This is a genomic window from Trebonia sp. (genome assembly GCF_030042015.1).
Classification (GTDB): Bacteria; Actinomycetota; Actinomycetes; order Streptosporangiales; family Streptosporangiaceae; genus Trebonia.
The window spans coordinates 1-18,043 of record NZ_JASIAL010000219.1 but is presented as its reverse complement, the minus strand read 5'-3'; the positions used below and the strand labels follow the sequence as shown (position 1 = coordinate 18,043).

General features: G+C 69.4%; 14 protein-coding genes and 1 pseudogene. 9 read left to right on the top strand and 6 right to left on the bottom strand.

Going from position 1 to position 18,043, the window contains the following annotated elements:
- The first annotated feature begins 70 nt into the window (after positions 1 to 70).
- From Q1N79_RS11395 to Q1N79_RS11370, 7 genes are all read left to right on the top strand, one after another.
- Entirely contained in the window at positions 71 to 730 is a 660-nt protein-coding gene (locus tag Q1N79_RS11395; RefSeq protein ID WP_300608036.1) for a CYTH domain-containing protein, read from the top strand.
- A gap of 159 nt (positions 731 to 889) precedes the next feature.
- Positions 890 to 1,702: a response regulator transcription factor gene (locus Q1N79_RS11390; protein WP_300608033.1), complete on the top strand. Its 813-nt coding sequence runs from the start codon at positions 890 to 892 to the stop codon at positions 1,700 to 1,702.
- Positions 1,702 to 3,678 carry a HAMP domain-containing sensor histidine kinase gene (locus tag Q1N79_RS11385; protein ID WP_300608031.1) on the top strand — a complete coding sequence of 659 codons (1,977 nt, stop codon included), beginning with the start codon at positions 1,702 to 1,704 and terminating at the stop codon, positions 3,676 to 3,678. The genes Q1N79_RS11390 and Q1N79_RS11385 overlap by 1 nt, the downstream gene beginning before the upstream one ends.
- Positions 3,679 to 3,776: 98 nt before the next feature.
- Positions 3,777 to 4,364 carry a transposase gene (locus Q1N79_RS11380; RefSeq protein WP_367185060.1) on the top strand — a complete coding sequence of 196 codons (588 nt, stop codon included), beginning with the start codon at positions 3,777 to 3,779 and terminating at the stop codon, positions 4,362 to 4,364.
- 3 nt (positions 4,365 to 4,367) lie between these two features.
- A complete protein-coding gene (locus tag Q1N79_RS30660) occupies positions 4,368 to 4,652 on the top strand; it encodes a transposase (RefSeq protein WP_367185059.1) in 285 nt (94 codons plus the stop codon).
- 237 nt (positions 4,653 to 4,889) lie between these two features.
- Positions 4,890 to 5,453 carry a transposase gene (locus Q1N79_RS11375; protein WP_300608028.1) on the top strand — a complete coding sequence of 188 codons (564 nt, stop codon included), beginning with the start codon at positions 4,890 to 4,892 and terminating at the stop codon, positions 5,451 to 5,453.
- A 765-nt stretch (positions 5,454 to 6,218) separates the two neighbouring features.
- A complete protein-coding gene (locus Q1N79_RS11370) occupies positions 6,219 to 6,980 on the top strand; it encodes a hypothetical protein (RefSeq protein WP_300608025.1) in 762 nt (253 codons plus the stop codon).
- A gap of 62 nt (positions 6,981 to 7,042) precedes the next feature.
- On the opposite strand, the pseudogene Q1N79_RS11365 reads toward Q1N79_RS11370, so the two are convergent.
- Positions 7,043 to 7,713: pseudogene (locus tag Q1N79_RS11365) on the bottom strand (serine/threonine-protein kinase).
- 161 nt (positions 7,714 to 7,874) lie between these two features.
- Positions 7,875 to 9,449 carry an MFS transporter gene (locus tag Q1N79_RS11360; protein WP_300608019.1) on the bottom strand — a complete coding sequence of 525 codons (1,575 nt, stop codon included), beginning with the start codon at positions 9,447 to 9,449 and terminating at the stop codon, positions 7,875 to 7,877.
- A 94-nt stretch (positions 9,450 to 9,543) separates the two neighbouring features.
- On the opposite strand from Q1N79_RS11360, the gene Q1N79_RS11355 reads away from it, so the two are divergent.
- Together Q1N79_RS11355 and Q1N79_RS11350 are read left to right on the top strand one after the other, a co-directional pair.
- On the top strand, positions 9,544 to 10,272 hold the full coding sequence (locus Q1N79_RS11355) for a TetR/AcrR family transcriptional regulator (protein WP_300608016.1): 729 nt from the start codon (positions 9,544 to 9,546) through the stop codon (positions 10,270 to 10,272).
- A gap of 277 nt (positions 10,273 to 10,549) precedes the next feature.
- Positions 10,550 to 10,786: a hypothetical protein gene (locus Q1N79_RS11350; RefSeq protein ID WP_300608013.1), complete on the top strand. Its 237-nt coding sequence runs from the start codon at positions 10,550 to 10,552 to the stop codon at positions 10,784 to 10,786.
- Between the two features lie 18 nt (positions 10,787 to 10,804).
- Here Q1N79_RS11350 and Q1N79_RS11345 read toward each other — a convergent pair whose 3' ends face one another.
- From Q1N79_RS11345 to Q1N79_RS11330, 4 genes are all read right to left on the bottom strand, one after another.
- Positions 10,805 to 11,671: a Scr1 family TA system antitoxin-like transcriptional regulator gene (locus Q1N79_RS11345; RefSeq protein ID WP_300608009.1), complete on the bottom strand. Its 867-nt coding sequence runs from the start codon at positions 11,669 to 11,671 to the stop codon at positions 10,805 to 10,807.
- A gap of 132 nt (positions 11,672 to 11,803) precedes the next feature.
- On the bottom strand, positions 11,804 to 15,796 hold the full coding sequence (hrpA, locus tag Q1N79_RS11340; RefSeq protein ID WP_300608006.1) for an ATP-dependent RNA helicase HrpA: 3,993 nt from the start codon (positions 15,794 to 15,796) through the stop codon (positions 11,804 to 11,806).
- A 153-nt stretch (positions 15,797 to 15,949) separates the two neighbouring features.
- The gene (locus Q1N79_RS11335; RefSeq protein WP_300608003.1) at positions 15,950 to 17,494 is read right to left on the bottom strand and encodes a glycosyltransferase family 39 protein; all 1,545 of its coding nucleotides are present in this window, start codon (positions 17,492 to 17,494) and stop codon (positions 15,950 to 15,952) included.
- Between the two features lie 156 nt (positions 17,495 to 17,650).
- Positions 17,651 to 17,830: a hypothetical protein gene (locus Q1N79_RS11330; protein WP_300608000.1), complete on the bottom strand. Its 180-nt coding sequence runs from the start codon at positions 17,828 to 17,830 to the stop codon at positions 17,651 to 17,653.
- Positions 17,831 to 18,043 lie beyond the last annotated feature (213 nt).

The following is an 18,043-nucleotide window of genomic DNA, read 5'->3' as shown; positions in this document are numbered from 1 at the left end:
GCGGCTGGCCCCGCAGTGTCCCTTTCATAAGCTGGGGGCTAACTGGACGGCAGAGACGGCGGAGGCTGCGGTGTCTGACCACATCGAGATCGAGCAGAAGTTCGACGTGGACGAGGACTTCGGGCGGCCTGACTTCGGCGCCCTGTCCGCGGACGTGGCGGCAGCCCCGCCGGTCAGGCACCACCTGGCCGCCACCTACTTCGACACCGCGGACACGCGGCTGGCGGCTGGCAAGATCACCTTGCGCAGGCGGACCGGCGGGACCGACGCGGGCTGGCACCTCAAGCTCCCGGCCGGGCAGAACGCCCGCCAGGAGCTGCACGTTCCCCTGTCCGCCGAAGACGCCGGGGAGGGCACTGGCGGCGCGGACGCGCAGGTCGAGGTCCCGGACCGCCTCGCCGCGCTGGTGGCGGGGGTCACCGGCGGCCTCCCGCTCGCGCCGATAGCCGTCCTCGATACCGAACGGACCGTGGTGACCCTCACCGGGCACGACGGACGCGTCGTGGCGGAGATCGCCGACGACGTGGTGACGGCGCGACGGCTCACCGGCGCCACCGGCGCCACCGGCGCCACCGGCGCCGCGGCCCAGCCGCTGCGCTGGCGGGAGATCGAGGTCGAGGTGCCGGTCGCGTCGCCGGCGCTGCAGCAGGCGGCGGCGGACCTGCTCCTGGCGGCGGGCGCGCGCCCTGCCGGGCACGGCTCCAAGCTCGCGCGGGTCCTCGACAGTTAGCGGCGTGCCCACTGGGCGCTCGCCGAACCGCTGAGCGGGCTGATCAGTAGCCGCGTGCAATCTCAGAGGCAATCCATAGCAATATCCGTACGCTCTGATGCCGTTGAGTTGCCATCCTGATAAGGAAGTCAGCAAGCCAGCGACGAGTGAGCGACAGATATGCCTGACTATGCAGGAGGCACAACGCTAACCGGCAGTGCCCAGCACGGCACGGCCGGCGACACTGGCACGGCGCCGACCGCGACGGCGCAGGCGGGCAGGGCGGGCACACTGCACCCGGATGGCACGCCGGTCAGGGTACTCGTGGTCGACGATGAGCCGAGCCTGGCGGAGCTGCTGTCTAGTGTGCTTCGCTACGAGGGCTGGAGCGTGCGCACCGCGGGCAACGGGGCCGAGGCGGTCCGGGCGGGGCGCGAGTTCCGGCCGGATGCAGTCGTGCTGGACATCATGCTGCCCGACGTAGACGGGATCGAGGTCATGCGCAGGCTCCGCGCCGAACTCCCGGAGATCTGCGTCCTCTTCCTCACCGCGCGAGACGCGGTGGAAGACCGGGTGGCGGGGCTGACCGCGGGCGGCGACGACTACGTCACGAAACCCTTCAGCCTTGAGGAGGTTCTCGCCCGGCTGCGCGGGCTGCTCCGCCGAGCCAACCTGGCCAGGGCGAACAGCGAGGGCGCGCTCAAAGTGGCGGACCTGACCATGGACGAGGATGCCCGCGAGGTCCGCCGCGGCGGCGAGCTCATCGACCTGACCGCGACCGAGTTCGAGCTGCTCCGGTTCATGATGCGCAACCCGCGGCGGGTACTGTCCAAGGCGCAGATCCTGGACCGGGTGTGGAACTACGATTTTGGCGGCCAAGCGCACGTGGTCGAGCTGTACATCAGCTACCTGCGCAAGAAGATCGACGCCGGCCGTGACCCGCTCATCCATACTGTCCGCGGCGTCGGGTATGTCCTGAAGCCGACTGGCTGATGCGGTCGGTTGCGCGGCTGCGCAGGATCGCGCCGTGGCGTCTGCGGATGCTGCGCACGCTGCGCGGCAGGCTGATCGCCGGCCTGGTGGCGCTGCTCGCCGTCGCCTGCGCCACCGTCGGCATCGTCACGTACTTCGCCGTCCAGAACTCGCTGTCGCGTGAACTAGGCAACCAGCTGCAGACGGCGACCATCCTCGCCTACAACTGCTGGGAGCACCAGTTCAGCCACGACGCCAGTCCCTCGGGAACCACGGGCAATCCTCGCGGTCCTGGCGGTCCAGGAACCAGCCCCGCCCCCGGCAGCGACAGCAGGACCGCCGCGAACGTGCACCCGGGCTCGGTCACCCTGTCCGCGTGCCAGGGACTCGCCGACGGGACGTTCACCGCGGTGATCGCGAACGGGGAGTGGCACGCGGTGCTCATTGGCGACAGCTCCTACCGGTTGTCGCCCGCGGACGCGCGGATCCTGCTGACCATCCCGCTGTCGGAGGCCCCGGCCCCGCAGAACGGAGCGAACACCCAAAACGGCCAGAACGGGCCGGACGGGCCGGATGGGGAAAACGCCCCGACCAGCACGCACTACCTCAGCTCGGCCAACACCACGTTCGAACTCACCGCGATGCGTGACCCCGATGGCGACGGCTCCGTCTACATCACCGGCATGCCGCTCAGCGGCATGGATGACCAGCTCCGCTATGTGGCGCTCGCCGAGTCGGTGATCTTCGGCTGCGTCCTGCTGCTGGCCGGCGTGCTCGGCACGATCTGGGTCAGGCTCTCCTTGCGCCCGCTGCGCCGGGTGGCGGCCACCGCGTCCCAGGTGGCCGAGTTGCCGCTTGAGTTCGGCGACGTCAAGTTGCCCAACGGCGTGCCGGACACCGACCCGGAAACCGAGACCGGCCAGGTCGGGCTGGCCTTCAACCGGATGCTCGGGCACGTGCAGGCGGCACTGCATCGACGCGCGGCGAGTGAGGCGCGGCTGCGCCGGTTCGCCGCCGACGCCAGCCACGAGCTGCGCACGCCGCTCGCCGCCATCCGCGGCTACGCCGAGCTGGCGCTGCGGCATCCGGGCGACTCCCCGGAGGCGGTGACGCACGCGCTGGCCCGCGTGCTTTCTGAGTCCACCCGGATGAGCGTTCTGGTCGACGACCTGCTGCTGCTCGCCAGGCTTGACGCCGGCCGGCCGCTGGGCAGGGACGCGGTCGACGTGTCCCGGATGGCCATCGAGGCGACGAGCGACTCCCGCGTGGCCAGACCCGACCACCGCTGGGTGCTCGAACTGCCCGACGACCCGGTGCTGGTCAGCGGCGACCAGCACCGGCTGCACCAGGTGCTCGGCAACCTGCTCAGCAACGCCGGGCGGCACACCCCGGAAGGCACCACGGTCACCGTCAGGGTCAGCGCCGAGCTCCCGCCGGGCGAACCCGCGGCCGGCCGGGAGTCCGTGCAGCACGGGACCGTCCCGCCGGGACCGTGGATGGTGCTGACCGTCACCGACGACGGGCCCGGCATCCCGGCCGACCTGCTGCCCGACCTGTTTGAGCGGTTCACCCGCGCGGACACATCCCGCTCGCACGCGACCAACGCGGCGTCCACCGGGCTCGGCCTCGCGATCGTGGACGCGGTGGTCGCTGCGCACGGCGGCGCCGTGCTGGTGACCAGCCGGCCAGCGATGACCCGCTTCACGATCGTGCTGCCCCGGCTCACCGAGCCGGCCGCGCCAGAGCGCCGCGCCCACCCCATGCGCAAGGCGCTGCACAGGTCGTTACCGGACGGCCAGCCCGGGAACTGCATGATCCCCCGAGCACGTGCGCCGTCAAGGCGCAGCCGGACCTTATGGGGTCTTACTCAAACCATTCAGACCTCGCAAAATCCCTGGTCAGTGCGGTACAGCAGCTCCGCCGGGCACAAGAACAGGGCGGCGAACAGGCTCGCAGCGTGCGGTCTGTTCCCCTGGGCACCCGTAAGTGGCGGGTGATGACGTCCAAACCCCGGTGTAAATGAAGACGGGCGTAGGTTCCCTTCAAGACGGCCAAGTCATCGAAGGGAAGGACCTACGCCCATGCCTGACCGAGTATCCCCTACCGACGTATCCGCGGCCACATCGACGAGCTGTTCAGTCAGGACCGGGAGCTGCCGGAGATCCTGGAAGACGTCGCCCGGCTCGGCGCGCGGTTGCTGATGCAGGCTGCTCTCGAAGCCGAAGTCACCGAGTTCCCCGGCCGCGACCGTTACCAGCGGGCCGCGGCCTGCGCTGAGGCCCGGCCTGGCGCGCGGAACGGGTACCGGGAAGTGACCGTCAAGACGACCGCCGGGCCGGTGAGGCTGGCCCGGCCGAAGCTGCGCGGCACCACCGGGGCGTTCGCGTCCCGGCTGTCCGGCAGCCACGTGACCAAGACCAACGCGCTGGAGACGCTGGTGATCGCCTCGTTCGTGCGCGGCCTGCCGGTCCGCGACGTGGAGGCGGCCCTGGCCGAGGCGCTCGGTGACCAGGCTGCGATCTCCAAGTCCACCGTCTCGACCGTGTGCCAGGCGATCAAGGAGGAGTACCAGGCCTGGGCTACGCGGCGCCTGGACGATGTCGTCCTGGATTACCTGTTCCTGGACGCCTCGTTCTTCCGGATGCATCCCGGCTCCCCGGCTGAGCCGGTGCTGGCCGCCTGAGGCATCACCACTAGCGGCAAGCCCGCCTTCACCGGCCTGGCGCCCGGCGCCGGCGAGTCCGCCGATGCCTGGCACGATTTCCTGCAAGACCTCAAGGAGCGCGGCCTGCCCTCCCCGCTGCTGGTCATCAGCGACGGCGTCCCCGGCCTGATCGCCGCGACCGGGCAGGCCTTCCCCAAGGCGCTGCGCCAGCGCTGCCTGATCCATTACGCCGACCTCGGGATTATGCCGACCAGGCCGGCGGAGCCGCTGGCGGCGGCCTTATGGGTGGCGGAAAGGCCGGCATAATCAGAGCGCTTCGAGGAAGGCGAGGAGCTTGTCCGGTGGCCGGTAGCGGCCAGGCCTGGCATCTGGTGGGTTGACCCGGGCCAGGGCGCGTTCTTTGAGGGTGAGGTCGGTACTGGCGGAGTCAGGTATTGGAACCCGCCGGATACCGCGCCTGGGACGCGGACCTCAGCCACGAACTCCCTGGTTCCCTCGTCGCTGCGCTTTTGACCTTCCCGTCTGATGCATTGCCCCTGATGGATGTTATGCCGACGTCGGCATAACATCCACCGGGCGGGAAACATCCTGGCCACGGTCCCGGCCGGGATGCAGCCCGAGGTCAAGGACGCCTTCTGGGCGCTGTTCGATACCAGCGACCTGACGACCAAGCCCGGCCCCCGGCTCGTCGAGCTCATCGAACACCGCATCACCGAGATGGCCGCGAAATACTCCGCGACCTACCCGGCCGCGATGAAATGCCTGCTCGCCGACCATGAAGGGCTGACCGCCTACCTGCGGTTCCCCGCCGGGCACCACCAGCGCATCCGGCACTCCAACTTCATCGAGCGGACCTTCGGCGAGACCCGCCGCCGCACCAAGGTGATCGGCCGCCTGCCCGGCGAGACCTCCTGCCTGACCCTGGTCTGGGCCGTCCTGGACCGCGCCTCCCGCGGCTGGCGCGGCCTGACCATGACCGCTGACGGGCTGCGGCTGCTGCAGGACCTGCGCCGCTCGCTGCCCGGCCCGCCCCGCCCGCTCCGGCCACGCACCGTCACCACCACACAAGCCGACAATCGTCACGAGAATGTCGGAGCCATCGCCTAACATCACCATCAACCGGAACCGCGCCCGTCCCTTTACACCGGATTCCGGACGCCACCTGGCGGGTGGGCGACCGCCTCAGCGAGACTGACGCTGAGCGGCTTGTCGCCGCCTTCACAGCGGGCACGTCGAAGCGCAAGCTGGCCGAGGAGTACGGCATCAGCGAGAGCAGCGTCAAGCGGCTCGTTCGGCGGCATGCGGCGTCGAAGGCGTCCTGCCGATTAGCTGGTGTTGATACGCCGACCTCAGCGAGTATCAAACAGCGTGGACTGCTATTGATCACCAGCTGGCTGAAGCGCGATAGCACTCATGTGGCAAAGACAAGGCCGTAGCCGTAGGGTCTGCGAGTACGATCGAAGCCGATCCTTCCCGAGCCAAGCGAAACGCCGCGCGATACTAGGCATGAAACGACGTCAGATAGGTCCATTCCCGCACCCTCTCGAAGCGGCACGAACCCGATCCCGGCAACGGACAAACACCGAAAAGTGCAAGGAGCTCACGAAGATACGACTGATATTATTGAATTGGTAGTACGGCCAAGCGGCATACCTGGAACGCTCAGCGCTGACGTCGTCTTCCCTGCCGCTGGTGAAGCTTCAGCTATGGTCGCTCTTGATGTGGACAACCTGCTGGCGCGACGCGAGCCGGTGCAGTGGGCTGTGCTTGCTTCGGCCGTGCAGAGCCGCCGAGTGCTCCCGGAAACCGAGCGGCCTGTGCGTGAGATCGGAAAGATGCCTTCTACGCTCAGATCAGACTGGAAGGACGAACGTGAAGAAGATTCTCCTAGCCATGGTGAGCGCACTCGTGCTCATAACGGCCATGGCATTGCCGGCGAGTGCCGAAACAGTTATTTCCGGATCAGCAGCCAGTGCCACTACCGCCACCACTACCACAGTTGCCTTCGTTCAAGCTGACGACACAGGCACCATTAACGGGAACACCACCAGCATCGCTAGCGGACACTATAACAAAGTGTTCGCTCACGACACAAGGAAAGGCCACACCGTTATTCTCGTAATCCAAACCTTGACTAACCCAGGCACTCAGACGCACACCGTCAAAAGCATCTCTTCAAGGATGGGTACCTTCAAGTTCGTCAACTCGTACAACGATGGTGCTGATAACGAGATATGGATTTGCACGGACACAACTGGTGCGGCCGATACGCTGACGGTGAACACGCCTACCAACGCATGGAATGCCTTTGCCATAGAGTTCAACCGACCCGCTACCGGCTTCGTCAACGGCGGTGGCAAGGTTGCTGATCTGAACTACCTGGCTAACCAGAGTTGGACTCTCTCGCGTGTAGCAGCTGGCAATATCGCCTTTGTTGCGGTTGATACACTTGAGGCCTACAACACTGGTCCTGCGGCACCCTGGAAGTACTACAACTCGGGGTATTGGTCGTTCGTCAACGGGACCTCGGCGGCTTGGCGGGTGGCCAAATCGTCAGCTCCTCTCACCGCCACCTGGCAGACAGACGGGGGAGAGAGCAGCTCTCAGGGTGTGGTGGTGAGGTTTAAGAGGTAGCCACGTAAGAATCTGATATCGCCCGACTTAGACGCCCGAAGCCCCGCGGCAGCCGCATTTCGCTAAGTTAGCTGACAGGGAGGGTTCGGCGTCGCGCCACTGTTCGGGGCCATGTAGAAAGGCGTACCAAGAGCCTGGCCGGTTCCGGTGGGTCCGGATGTGGCGTTCAGGTCGCGGGAGATGCCGAAGTACAGCACCTTCAGTGGCCCGTCGTCTTGGGCGAACAGGTTGGACGGCTTCAGGTCGCGATGACGATCCCCAGCCCGTATGCATGAGCCAGCGCGCTGGCGACTTCGACGCTGAAGCCTGCCGCCTCACCAACCGGCAGACCTTCTGGATGTCCCTTCAGGAGCCTCCCGAGGTCGTGGCCGTGGAGCAGTTCCGTGGAGATGAACATCCGGCCGTCGGCCTCATCGACGTCGTAGACGATGAGGATACCTGGATGACGCAGCCCAGCGGCCGCCTCGGCTTCCCGACGAAACCGTCGTGTGTCATCTGGATCTGGATCTATATCACGCAGAACCTTGACCGCGACGTCCCGGGCGAGGCGAAGGTCACGACAGCGCCAGATCTCGCCCATGGCTCCGCGTCCCGGTAGCTGGTCCAAGTGGTACCTTCCGGCCAGCACGCCTCCTGACTCCGGCCGTCCCACCCCCGCCCCGCTCGCAGAGCGGTGATGACCGGCACACGCCGGAGACTCAAAGCTCAATCGTTGCCCACTCCGAGAGGCCATGAACGCATGTCCGCCAACACGCGCGACGCCCGGCGGATGGGGTTTGAATAAGGCGCTTAAGGTGTCTGCGGGTGGGCCCTCCGGGGATCAAACCGCAAGATCCCCGGAGCACGTGCGCCGTCAAGGCGCAGCCGGGGGGTCCGGGGGGTCGCCCCCCCGGATTATTCCGTGCGGGCCGTGGCGCCTGCCTGGGTGGCGTCGGCTGCGGCGGATGCCGGGCCGGCGTCGGGCTGGGGCAGGCGCAGCGGGCCGCGGCGCATCAGCGAACCGCAGACCACCGCTCCGGCCAGGAAGATCCCGGCAACCCACCAGAACGCGGTCGTGTACCCGTGGATCAGCGACAGCTGCACCACCCCTGGCGCCGGCCGGCCGCTCAGGTGGCTGGCCAGGTAGGCGGTTGCCGCGCTGGTCGCGATCGTGTTCAGCAGCGCGGTGCCGATCGAGCCGCCCAGCTGCTGGCCGGTGTTGACGGTCGCCGAGGCCACGCCGGCGTCACGGGGCGCCACGCCGAACGTGCCGGTGTTGAACGCCGTGGAGAACATCAGGCCAAGGCCGAAGCCGGCGACCATGATCGGCCCGAGGATCGTCTCCGCATATCCGGAGTGCGGGCCGATCCCGGTCAGCCAGGCCGTACCCGCCGCGGCGAGCACCAGGCCGACCGAGACGATCGGCTTGGGGCCGATGCGAGGCATCAGGACGATGTTGGAAAGGTTGGACGCGATCGCGATGCACACGACCATGGGCAGGAAGGCCACGCCCGTGATGACCGGTGAGTACCTCAGCGTGTCCTGCAGGTAGTACGTGAGGAACAGGAAGATGCCGAACATGCCGGCGGCGGTGACCAGGATACCGAGGTAGGCGGCACCGCGGTTGCGGTTGACGACAACCCGGGGTGGCAGCAGCGGCGACGTCGCGCGCGTGAGCCAGGCCCCGAACGCGATGAGCAGGATGACGCCTGCCGCGAGGAAGCCCCAGGTCGATGGGGTGGACCAGTCGTGCGTCGCGGCGTTGGAGAACCCGTAGACGAGGCAGAACACCCCGCTGGAAACCAGGAGCACACCGGGGATGTCGAGCTGCGCTCCGGGCGGGCCGGACTGCCGGCGCAGCAGGCTCAGCGCGCCGGAGATCGCGATGCCGGCGAAGAACAGGTTGATGTACAGGCACCAGCGCCAGGACAGGTAGGACGTCAGCACGCCGCCAAGCAGCAGTCCGACCGCGCCGCCGCCGGCTGCGACCGAGCCGTAGATGCCGAACGCCTTGCCCCGCTCACTCGGATCGGCGAACGTCGTGGCGAGCAGCGACAGCGCGGCCGGCGCCAGCATCGCGCCGAACGCGCCCTGGCAGGCGCGCGCCGCCACCAGCATCGTGAAGTTGACGGAAGCGCCGCCGACAGCGGACGCGGCGGCGAAGCCCGCCAGCCCGGTGATGAAGATGACCTTGCGGCCGATCAGGTCGGAAAGCCGGCCGCAGAACAGTAGCAGGCTGCCGAACGACAGCGAGTACGCCGTCACGACCCATTGCCTGTCGACGTTGGTGAAGTCCAGTGCCCGCTGCGCCGACGGCAGCGCGATGTTCATGACGGTGGCGTCGAGCACGACCATGAGCTGCGCGATCGCAATGACCACGAGGATCAGCCAGCGCCTCGGGTCGGGCTCAGCGTTGCTGCCCGGCCAGGCCTGCTGCGCGCCCGCGCCCGTCCGCCCCGCACCCGGCGCGGGCACGCTCCCCTCGGACATTCCGAACCCGCCTATCTGGAGATAGCTGCTCCGTTTATTGCGCCAGCATAACACGAAGCGGAGACACCGCCTCCGCTGCGGGTAGGCTACGGCCATGACATCTCGTGCCGAGGGTGACGCGGTCGGGGACTGCCGTGGCGAACGCCCGCTGCGCCGCGACGCCGAGCGGAACCGGCAGCGCATCCTGCGCGCGGCCACCGAGGTGTTCACCCAGCGCGGGCTTGACGCCACCCTGGACGACGTGGCCCGCCAGGCGGGAGTCGGGGTCGGCACGGTCTACCGGCGGTTCCCCGACAAGGAGACGCTGGTCGCGGAGCTTTTCCAGGACCGCATCGACGCCATGGTCGCGGTTGCCGAACAGGCGTGCGCGGCGCCCGACCCCTGGCAGGCGCTGATCTCGTACCTTGAACACGCCGCCGCCAGCATGGCGGGCGACCTGGGCCTGCGGCAGCTGATGATGTTCGCCACCTACGGCAAGGACCGGGTCGCCTATGCCCGCGAGCAGATGCGTCCGGTGGTGAGCAAGCTCGTTGAGCGCGCGCTGGCTGAAGGCACACTGCGCCACGACTTCAGCCCGACCGACATTCCGCTCATCGTGTTCATGCTCGCCTCGGCGGGCGAGTACGCCGGCTCTGTCCAGCCGGACATCTGGCGCAGGTACCTCGCGCTGATCATCGACGGCATGCGCGCCGCCCGGGGCGGCTCGCCGGAACTGCCGGTCCCCGCGCTCAGCCCGGGCGAAATCGAACAGTCCATGCGCGCCCACGGCCAGCGCTCGTCAACCCGCCGCTTAAATGCACGTGCATTCGCGTTTTCCTCGTGATCGTGCATCGTGGCGTGCATGTGCATCTGAGAAGCGAAATATCGGTGCAATCGATCGCGATTAGCTCGACACGGCTGACCTGCGCGTTCGTGCTTCAATCTTGGGTTATCATCGATCCATCGAGGCGCCTGAGGCAGACGGGCGCGACGGAATCGGCGATATTGTGAATATCCTCCGGGTTCCGCGTGACAAGTCTGTTAAATCGCAGTAAGATTCTTCCTGATAGGCGCCGTTGGTGTTCGCCTGCTCCTCCTCACCGACTATGGAGTTCTTATCCATGATTTCCGGCAACGGCGTGCCGACCGCAAGCGATCGCGACGAAAGTGTCCCCGGAGGGCTTCGCGGAGACGCCCCCGGAAGCAAGCAGAGCCGTGACGACGGTCAACAGCTCCGCGACATCCAGGACCTCATCGCCAAGCTCGAGGTTGTCAACAGACAGCTCTCGCACCCGCTCCGCGAGATGTCGACGCCGTTGCCCGCAGACGCGGGCAGTGCCGAGAACCCGCAGCCATAAGCGTCCGGGCACGTCCGCTCAGTCTCGCGCCATGGCGCGCAGCAGTCGCGCCGATGCCGCCGGGGTGAGGGCCGCCGTCCGCAGCTGCGCGAAGGCCCGTATGTAGCGAGCCACGTCCTCGCCGCGTTCCAGGCTGACCCCGCCGCTCAGCGCGGCCAGGTGGACGACGCCCAGGCCGGGCGTGTCCGCGAATCGCAGGACCGCCATCGGCCCGCATCCGGCCACCGCGTATGCGCCTGCGGCGAACGGCAGGATTTGCAGCGACACGGCGGGACCAGGTGCCCTGGCGCCCTCGTCGGCGAGCACAGCCAGCCTGGCAAGCTGCGGGCGCATCACCCCCGCCCCGCCGACCACCTGGTGCAGTGCCGCCTCACCGACAACAAACTCCAGCCGCGGGCGGCGCTCACTGAGCACCGCCCGCTGCCTGGCCAGCTTCACCTCGACCGCGTGCGCCCGCTGCTCGTCCCCGTTGCAGCCGGGGTCGGCCGCGGCCACAGTGCGCGCGTATTCCTGCGTCTGCAACAGGTCGGGCACCTGGTGCGGCGCGTAGGCCAGGATTTCCGACGCCGAGGTTTCCATGATCACGTAATCCTGGCCCGCGTCCGAGAGGACGTCCTGGTAGTCCTGCCACCAGCCATGCTGCCGGCCCCGGTGCGCCACGGCGAGCAGCGCGGCCTGCTCGCCGGCCGGCACGCCGTACTCGGTGAGCAGCTCGCGCAGCTCCTTGGCGCTGATGCCGCGCTGCCCGGTCTCGATCCGGCTGATCTTGGAACGGTCGCACTCCAGGATCCGGGCGGCCTCGTCCAGGCCGTAGCCGAGGTTCTCCCGGTACCTGCGCAGTGCCGCGCCGAGCAGCCGACGCCTGACGGGGGGTGTTCCGGTCACGGTGCCTTCCTCCTTGCTTACCGGCCCTCGGCCCGCGGGCGGAAGGCGGTGCTACTTGGGAAGGAACCTAGCACTGAAAGTAGTCCGCGGGTTCGAACGACACGCCGATGGCGTTCGAATGGCAAACCGTTGTCAATTGAGGTGTTCGATTGCCGTCATTATCCTGCGCTCGGAAACCGGCACCGGAGTGCCGACGGTCTGCGCGAACAGGCTGACCCGCAGCTCCTCGATCAGCCACCCGATCTCCCGCGCCGCATCGCTGGACCTGACGGCGGCGGGCAGCGCGGCGAGCGCAGCCTGGCAGGCGTCCTGGACCCGGTGGACGACCGCCATCTGCTGCGCGTCCCGGCCCGGATTGTCGGCCAGCTTGTCGAGGCGCCGCCCGATCGCGCGCAGGTACCGCGCCAGCGCGGGCAGCCGCGCCATCCCCGTGGCGGTCAGGAACCCCGGGTATACCAGCCCCCGAAGCTGGTCCCGGATGTCGGCGACGGCCGGCTCGAGCACCGGGCTGCGCAGCTCGCCGAGCCGCGCCTGCGCCGCGTGCGCGGCGCGCAGCAGCTCCTCCGCCCAGGTCACCACCTCGGCCGTCGCCGCGTGCAGCCGCGGGCGGACCTGCTCGGCCAGCCGCGCGAAGCCCTCGGCATCCCACGCCGGGCCGCCCGCGTCCGCGATCAGGCCGTCGGCGGCGCAGCTCACGCAGTCGGCGAACAGCGCGGCCACGCTGCCGTGGGGGTTGTGGCTCAGCGCGAGCTTCTGCGCCGTCGTCAGCCGCGCCGCGATGTCCTTCACCGGCGACCGGGCGCCGAGCAGGACCAGCCGCCTCGTGCCGGCCCGCATGGCCGCGCGCGCGGCGCCGGGTGTCTCGAACAGCCGCACGTCGACCGTATCGCCCGCGTCCGCGAGCGCCGGGTAGGCCTTGACCTCGCCGTCGGTGAACACCTTCGGCAGCGCGCCGAAATCCCAGCTGGTCAGCCCCGTGCGGGTCAGCGCGACCGCCCTGGCGGACAGCGTGGCGCGCAGCTGCGGCCGCAGCTGCCGCTGCAGCGCGGCGAGGTCCTTGCCGGTGCCGAGCACCCGGTCCCCGTCGGTGACACGGAACGTGATCCGCAGGTGCGGCGGCAGCTTGTCCAGGTCGAACGCGTCTACCGGGACGCGCACGCCCCGCAGCAGGAACAGTTCGCGCGACAGGACCTCCCGTACGTCCGCGACAGGGCCCGACGGGGCGGGCGGGGCAGGAGTGGCCGGAGCGGAACCGTCTGGAGGGGCGTCGCTGATGCGGGCCAGGACCTCGCGGGCTACATCGGGAGCGGGGACCAGTTCACGGCGCAGGGCCTTGGGCAGCGAGCGGATGAGCTCGGTGACCAGTTCCTGGCGCAGGCCAGGCACCTGCCAGGAGAATTCTTCCGGACGGGCCTGGTTCAGCGTGTTCAGCGGGATGTCGATGGTGACGCCGTCCGCGGCGCCGCCCGGGTCGAACGCGTACGACAGCGGCAGCCCCTGGCGCTGGCCGTTCCGTGGCGCGGCAGGCGACTGCGAGGTCCACACCTGGGGGTAGGCGCCCGAGTCGACGTCGGCCGCCTGCTCGCTCAGCAGGTCCGCCAGCGTCAGCGTCAGCAGGCCGGGGCTGGCGTGCCTGGCCTTCTTCCACCAGGCGTCGAAGTGCCGCGCGGACACGACGTCGGCGGGGATCCTGGCGTCGTAGAACTCGAAGAGCGCGTCCTCTCCCGCGACCAGGCCGCGGCGGCGGGCGCGCTGCTCGAGTTCGGCCGCCTCGGCGAGCAGCTTGGCGTTGTCGCGGAAGAAGTCGTGCCTGGTCTCCCAGTCGCCTTCGACGAGGGCGTGCCTGATGAACAGCTCGCGGGAGGTCACGGGGTCGATCCCGGCGAAGTTCACGGCCCGGTCGGCGACGATGGGGATGCCGTACAGCGTGACCTTCTCGGTAGCGACGACGGCGCCCCGCTTCTTGCTCCACCGCGGCTCGCTGTAGTCCCGCTTGACCAGGTGCGCCGCGACCGGCTCCACCCACTCCGGCTCGATCGACGCCACCAGCCGGCCCCACAGCCGGGACGTCTCGACAAGCTCCGCGGCGACCACCCAGTCCGGCGGCTTGCGGGCGAGCGCGGAGCCAGGGAAGATCGCGAACCGGGTGCCGCGGGCCCCGAGGTATTCGGTCAGCGGGCGCCTGCCGCGCCCGGCGCCTTCAGCGCCACCGGCGCCCGGGCGTGCCGTGGCAAGCACCACCTTCATGCCGACGTGGGACAGCAGTCCGCTGAGCAGTGCGGTGTGAACAACGGACCGTTCTGAAGAGGATGAATCGGTGCTCACCCCGAGATCGGCGGTCAGGCTTTGCAACTGGCCGTGCAGGTCCTGCCATTCGCGGACGCGCAGGTAGTTGAGGAACTCAGCGCGGCACATCCGGCGGAACGCCGACCCGGACAGCTCGCGCTGGCGCTCCGCGAGGTAGTCCCACAGGGCGACGAACGTGAGGAAGTCGGACTCGGGCTGGGCGAAGCGGCGGTGCGCGGTGTCGGCCGCCTGCTGGCTGTCAGCGGGCCGCTCCCGCGGGTCCTGGATGGACAGCGCGGCGGCGATGATCAGGACCTCGCGCGCGCAGCCCGCGCTGGCGGACTCCAGGATCATCCGGGCGATCCGCGGGTCGACGGGCAGGCGTGCCATCCTGCGGCCGAGGTCGGTCAGCCGGCCGCCGGCGAAGGCGTTCAGCTCTTCGAGCAGCCGGGTGCCGTCGGCGATGTTGCGCGGGTCGGGCGGGTCAACGAACGGGAACGCGCGCACGTCCCCGAGGCGCGCGGCGGCCATCTGCAAGATCACCGACGCCAGGTTCGTGCGCTGGATCTCCGGCTCGGTGAACTCGGGGCGGGACTCGAAGTCCTCTTCGGAGTACAGCCGGATGCAGATCCCGTCGGCGACCCGGCCGCACCGGCCCTTGCGCTGGTTGGCGCTTGCCTGGGAGATCGGCTCGATCGGCAGCCGCTGCACCTTGGTGCGGTAGCTGTACCTGCTGATGCGCGCGGTGCCCGGGTCGATCACGTAGCGGATGCCAGGGACGGTGAGCGAGGTCTCGGCGACGTTGGTGGCCAGCACGACCCGGCGGGTGCGGCTGGACGCCGGGGGTTCGAAGACGCGGTGCTGCTCGGCGGCCGACAGCCTGGAGTACAGCGGCAGCACGTCCATGCCGGGGCGGCCCTTGAGCGCGTCGGCGGTGTCCCTGATCTCGCGCTCGCCGGACAGGAAGACGAGGATGTCGCCGGGCCCCACGGTGGCGAGCTCGTCGATCGCGTCGGTGATCGCCTGTACCTGGTCCCGGTCCTGGTCGCGGTTTGCCGGGTCGGCGACCGGGCGGTAGCGGACCTCGACCGGGTAGGTGCGGCCGGACACCTCGACGATCGGCGCGTCCGCGAAGTGGGCGGAAAAGCGCTGGGGGTCGATCGTCGCCGAGGTGATGATCACCTTGAGGTCGGGGCGCCTGGGGAGCAGCTGCTTGAGGTAGCCGAGGATGAAGTCGATGTTCAGGCTGCGCTCGTGCGCCTCGTCGATGATGAGGGTGTCGTAGCGGAGCAGGTCGCGGTCGCTGGCGATCTCGTTGAGCAGGATGCCGTCGGTCATCACCTTGATCAGCGTGCCGTCTGACGCCTTGTCGGTGAACCTGACCTTGTAGCCGACGGCCCCGCCGAGGTCGGTTGCGAGTTCCTCTCCGACCCGTTCGGCGACCGTGCGGGCGGCGATCCGCCGCGGCTGGGTGTGGCCGATCTGGCCGGTGACCCCGCGGCCGAGCTCGAGGCAGATCTTCGGCAGCTGCGTGGTCTTGCCTGAGCCGGTCTCGCCGGCGACGATCACGACCTGGTGCTCGCGGATCGTCGTCGCGATCTCGTCTTTGCGCTGGCTGACGGGGAGCTCTTCTGGGTAGCTGATCGCCGGGACTGCGGCGCGGCGCCTGGTGACCTTCTGCGCGGCCCTGGCGACGTCGGCGGTCAGCTCCGTGATCGCCCGGTCGCGGGCCGCCTGATCCTTCAGGCCGCGCGCCCGGTCGATGCGACGGCCCAGCCGATGCTGGTCAGGGAGCATCAGCTCGGGCAGCATGCGCCGAAGATCGGCGGGCTCGGGCATCTCGGAAGGCTGGTTCACCGGCGGAAAAGACTAGACGACAAGAACCAGACGATGCCAACGCTTTTCCGCCGCGCAGGCTTCCCTGGGCACCGGTCCCGCGAGGCGGGCCCCCGGGTCAGCTGCCTGCCCGCGTCCGCGGCGCTGACTAGCTGACTAGTCATAGTGCCTCAGGTGCGGCCACAGCACGGGCCAGCTGGCCGACGGCCCGGTGCAGACGCCGATCTGCAGGTCATTCCAGTCGCTCTGCACCTGATACGGCGGGTTGAACGTGACAAGGAGGCGGCAGCTCGCGAAGTACGGCTGCAGCTGGCCGAGCGCGTCGACCACGAGGACCGTCGTGTCCGAGGCGTTCCCCGGCCCCCACATCCAGAAGGTGTTGTGGCCCGACAGCACGGGCGGCAGGTGATACGGGCCGCCGTAGACGTCGAGCGCGCCCGCTTCCGCGTACGCGCCGGTGAAGATCGAGGTGGGCGGCCGGCCCGCGCGCGTCAGGACCGCGTCCTGCGCCGCCACCTCTGCGGTCAGCTGCGGCCAGCCGATGCTGTCGGAGAGGGAGTGGTTCGAGGTTACCGTGTGCACCCGCGCGAGCGGAAGCACGGGCAGCGCGTTGAGCGCTACAAGCACGGTGCTCACCGCGGCGGCGACGCCGAGGATCCACCACCGGACACGCGGCCGGCGGGCCGCCGCGATCCACCGCTCGGCCGACACAGAACCGGCGGCCAGGACCGCGGGCAGCACCCCGTCGGTGTAGTACACCTTGCCAGGCACCCAGGCAAGGACATAAATGACGATCAGCGTGCCGGCGACGGCGATGAACCGCTGCTCAGGTGTCCGCCACAGCCGGATGAAACCCGCGATGACCAGCGGGATCCCCAACAGCCCCGCGTAGACGAGCTGCGCGGGCAGGCCCCCGATGTAGTCGGCGGCCGAGGTGTTCTGCTGGTGCAGCGCGGCTGCCATGGTGAGCTGAGGCCAGCCGTGGGTCGCCTGCCAGGCGAGGTTGGGCGCCCAGATCACCAGCGCGATGCCGCCGCCGATCCACGGCCACCGCTGCCGCAGCACGCCGCGGTGCTCCGTCACGATGATGCCGATGACAAGGGCGGCGACCAGGGTGCCGAGCAGGTACTCGTTCTCAAGCCCGATCCCGGCCGTGGCGCCCGCGCCGAGCCACCACCGCGGCCGCTCGCGCAGCAGCGCCGTCGCCACGCACGCCAGCACGACCGCCCAGGCAAGCAGGTCGTACGGCGTGGTGTTGCCCACGTGCATGGCGCCGAGCAGGACCGGCGCGCACGCCGTGGCGAGGGCCGCCAGTATCCGGCCCGCGCGGCCCGCGCCGAAGAGCGCCGCCAGCCTCGCCGCGATGACCACGATCGCGCCGCCGGCCAGGGCCGGGATGATCCGGATCGCGGTCGGGCTGACACCGAGGACGCCCGTGATCCGGGTGAGCAAGGGGGCGAGCGGCGGCTGGTCCACGTAGCCGAACGCGAGGTGGTGCCCCGCCACGAGGAAGTAAAGCTCGTCCTGCTGGAAGCCATACCGGTCGCTGACCGCCAGCTCGAGGGCGACGAACGCCGCCGCGAAGATCCAGGCGGGGCCGGGAACCCGGTCGTCGGTGGCAGTCTCGGCGAGTGCGCCCGGCGGCGTGTCGGTGAGCCCGGTCCGGCGTGCACCGGACCGGCGAGTCCTGATCCCGTTCACAGCAGCCTCCGCGACGCCCTGCCTGCGGTGCCGGGGAGCTCCCGGCGATTACCCAATAGCTATCAGCGGGCGGGGCAGCTTCGCATCAGCCGCCGGGGGGAGGCGCGAGCCAGCCGGAAGGTGGACACGGCGCGCATCTGGCGTCAGCCGGCCGCGTCAGCCGAGGACCGTGCCTGACCTGGCCGCGATGTGCGGCGGGACCGCGATGCCCGCAGGCAGTCCGGGGTCAGGCACGGGCTGCTGCCAGGCCGATACGAGCGGAAGCTCGCCCGCCCACAGGCCTAGCCCGGCGTCGGGTGAGTCGCCGTCGTCGGGCGGGCCGGTGCGGATCTTCACCGAGGCCTCGGCCAGCGGCAGGGCGAGCAGGGTGGTCTTGGCCAGCTGACATGAAAACTGGGTCCCGCTGGGCGCGCGGCAGCAGACCCCGGCCGGTGGGGGTGGCGGGGCTGGTGATGGGTGCTAGTTTGTCCGGCGGTCAGGCCGGGGTGCCGGGCTGGCGGCAGCTCCTGGGGCTGGTGGTCCGGGCGGCTGGCGGGTCAGGCGCCGGGT

Coding starts and splice junctions, on each gene's coding strand:
- Q1N79_RS11390 (WP_300608033.1), top strand. CDS start 890: ATGCCTGACTATGCAGGAGGCACAACGCTAACCGGCAGTGCCCAGCAC.
- Q1N79_RS11385 (WP_300608031.1), top strand. CDS start 1,702: ATGCGGTCGGTTGCGCGGCTGCGCAGGATCGCGCCGTGGCGTCTGCGG.
- Q1N79_RS11375 (WP_300608028.1), top strand. CDS start 4,890: ATGTTATGCCGACGTCGGCATAACATCCACCGGGCGGGAAACATCCTG.
- Q1N79_RS11360 (WP_300608019.1), bottom strand. CDS start 9,449: ATGTCCGAGGGGAGCGTGCCCGCGCCGGGTGCGGGGCGGACGGGCGCG.
- Q1N79_RS11355 (WP_300608016.1), top strand. CDS start 9,544: ATGACATCTCGTGCCGAGGGTGACGCGGTCGGGGACTGCCGTGGCGAA.
- Q1N79_RS11350 (WP_300608013.1), top strand. CDS start 10,550: ATGATTTCCGGCAACGGCGTGCCGACCGCAAGCGATCGCGACGAAAGT.
- hrpA (WP_300608006.1), bottom strand. CDS start 15,796: ATGCCCGAGCCCGCCGATCTTCGGCGCATGCTGCCCGAGCTGATGCTC.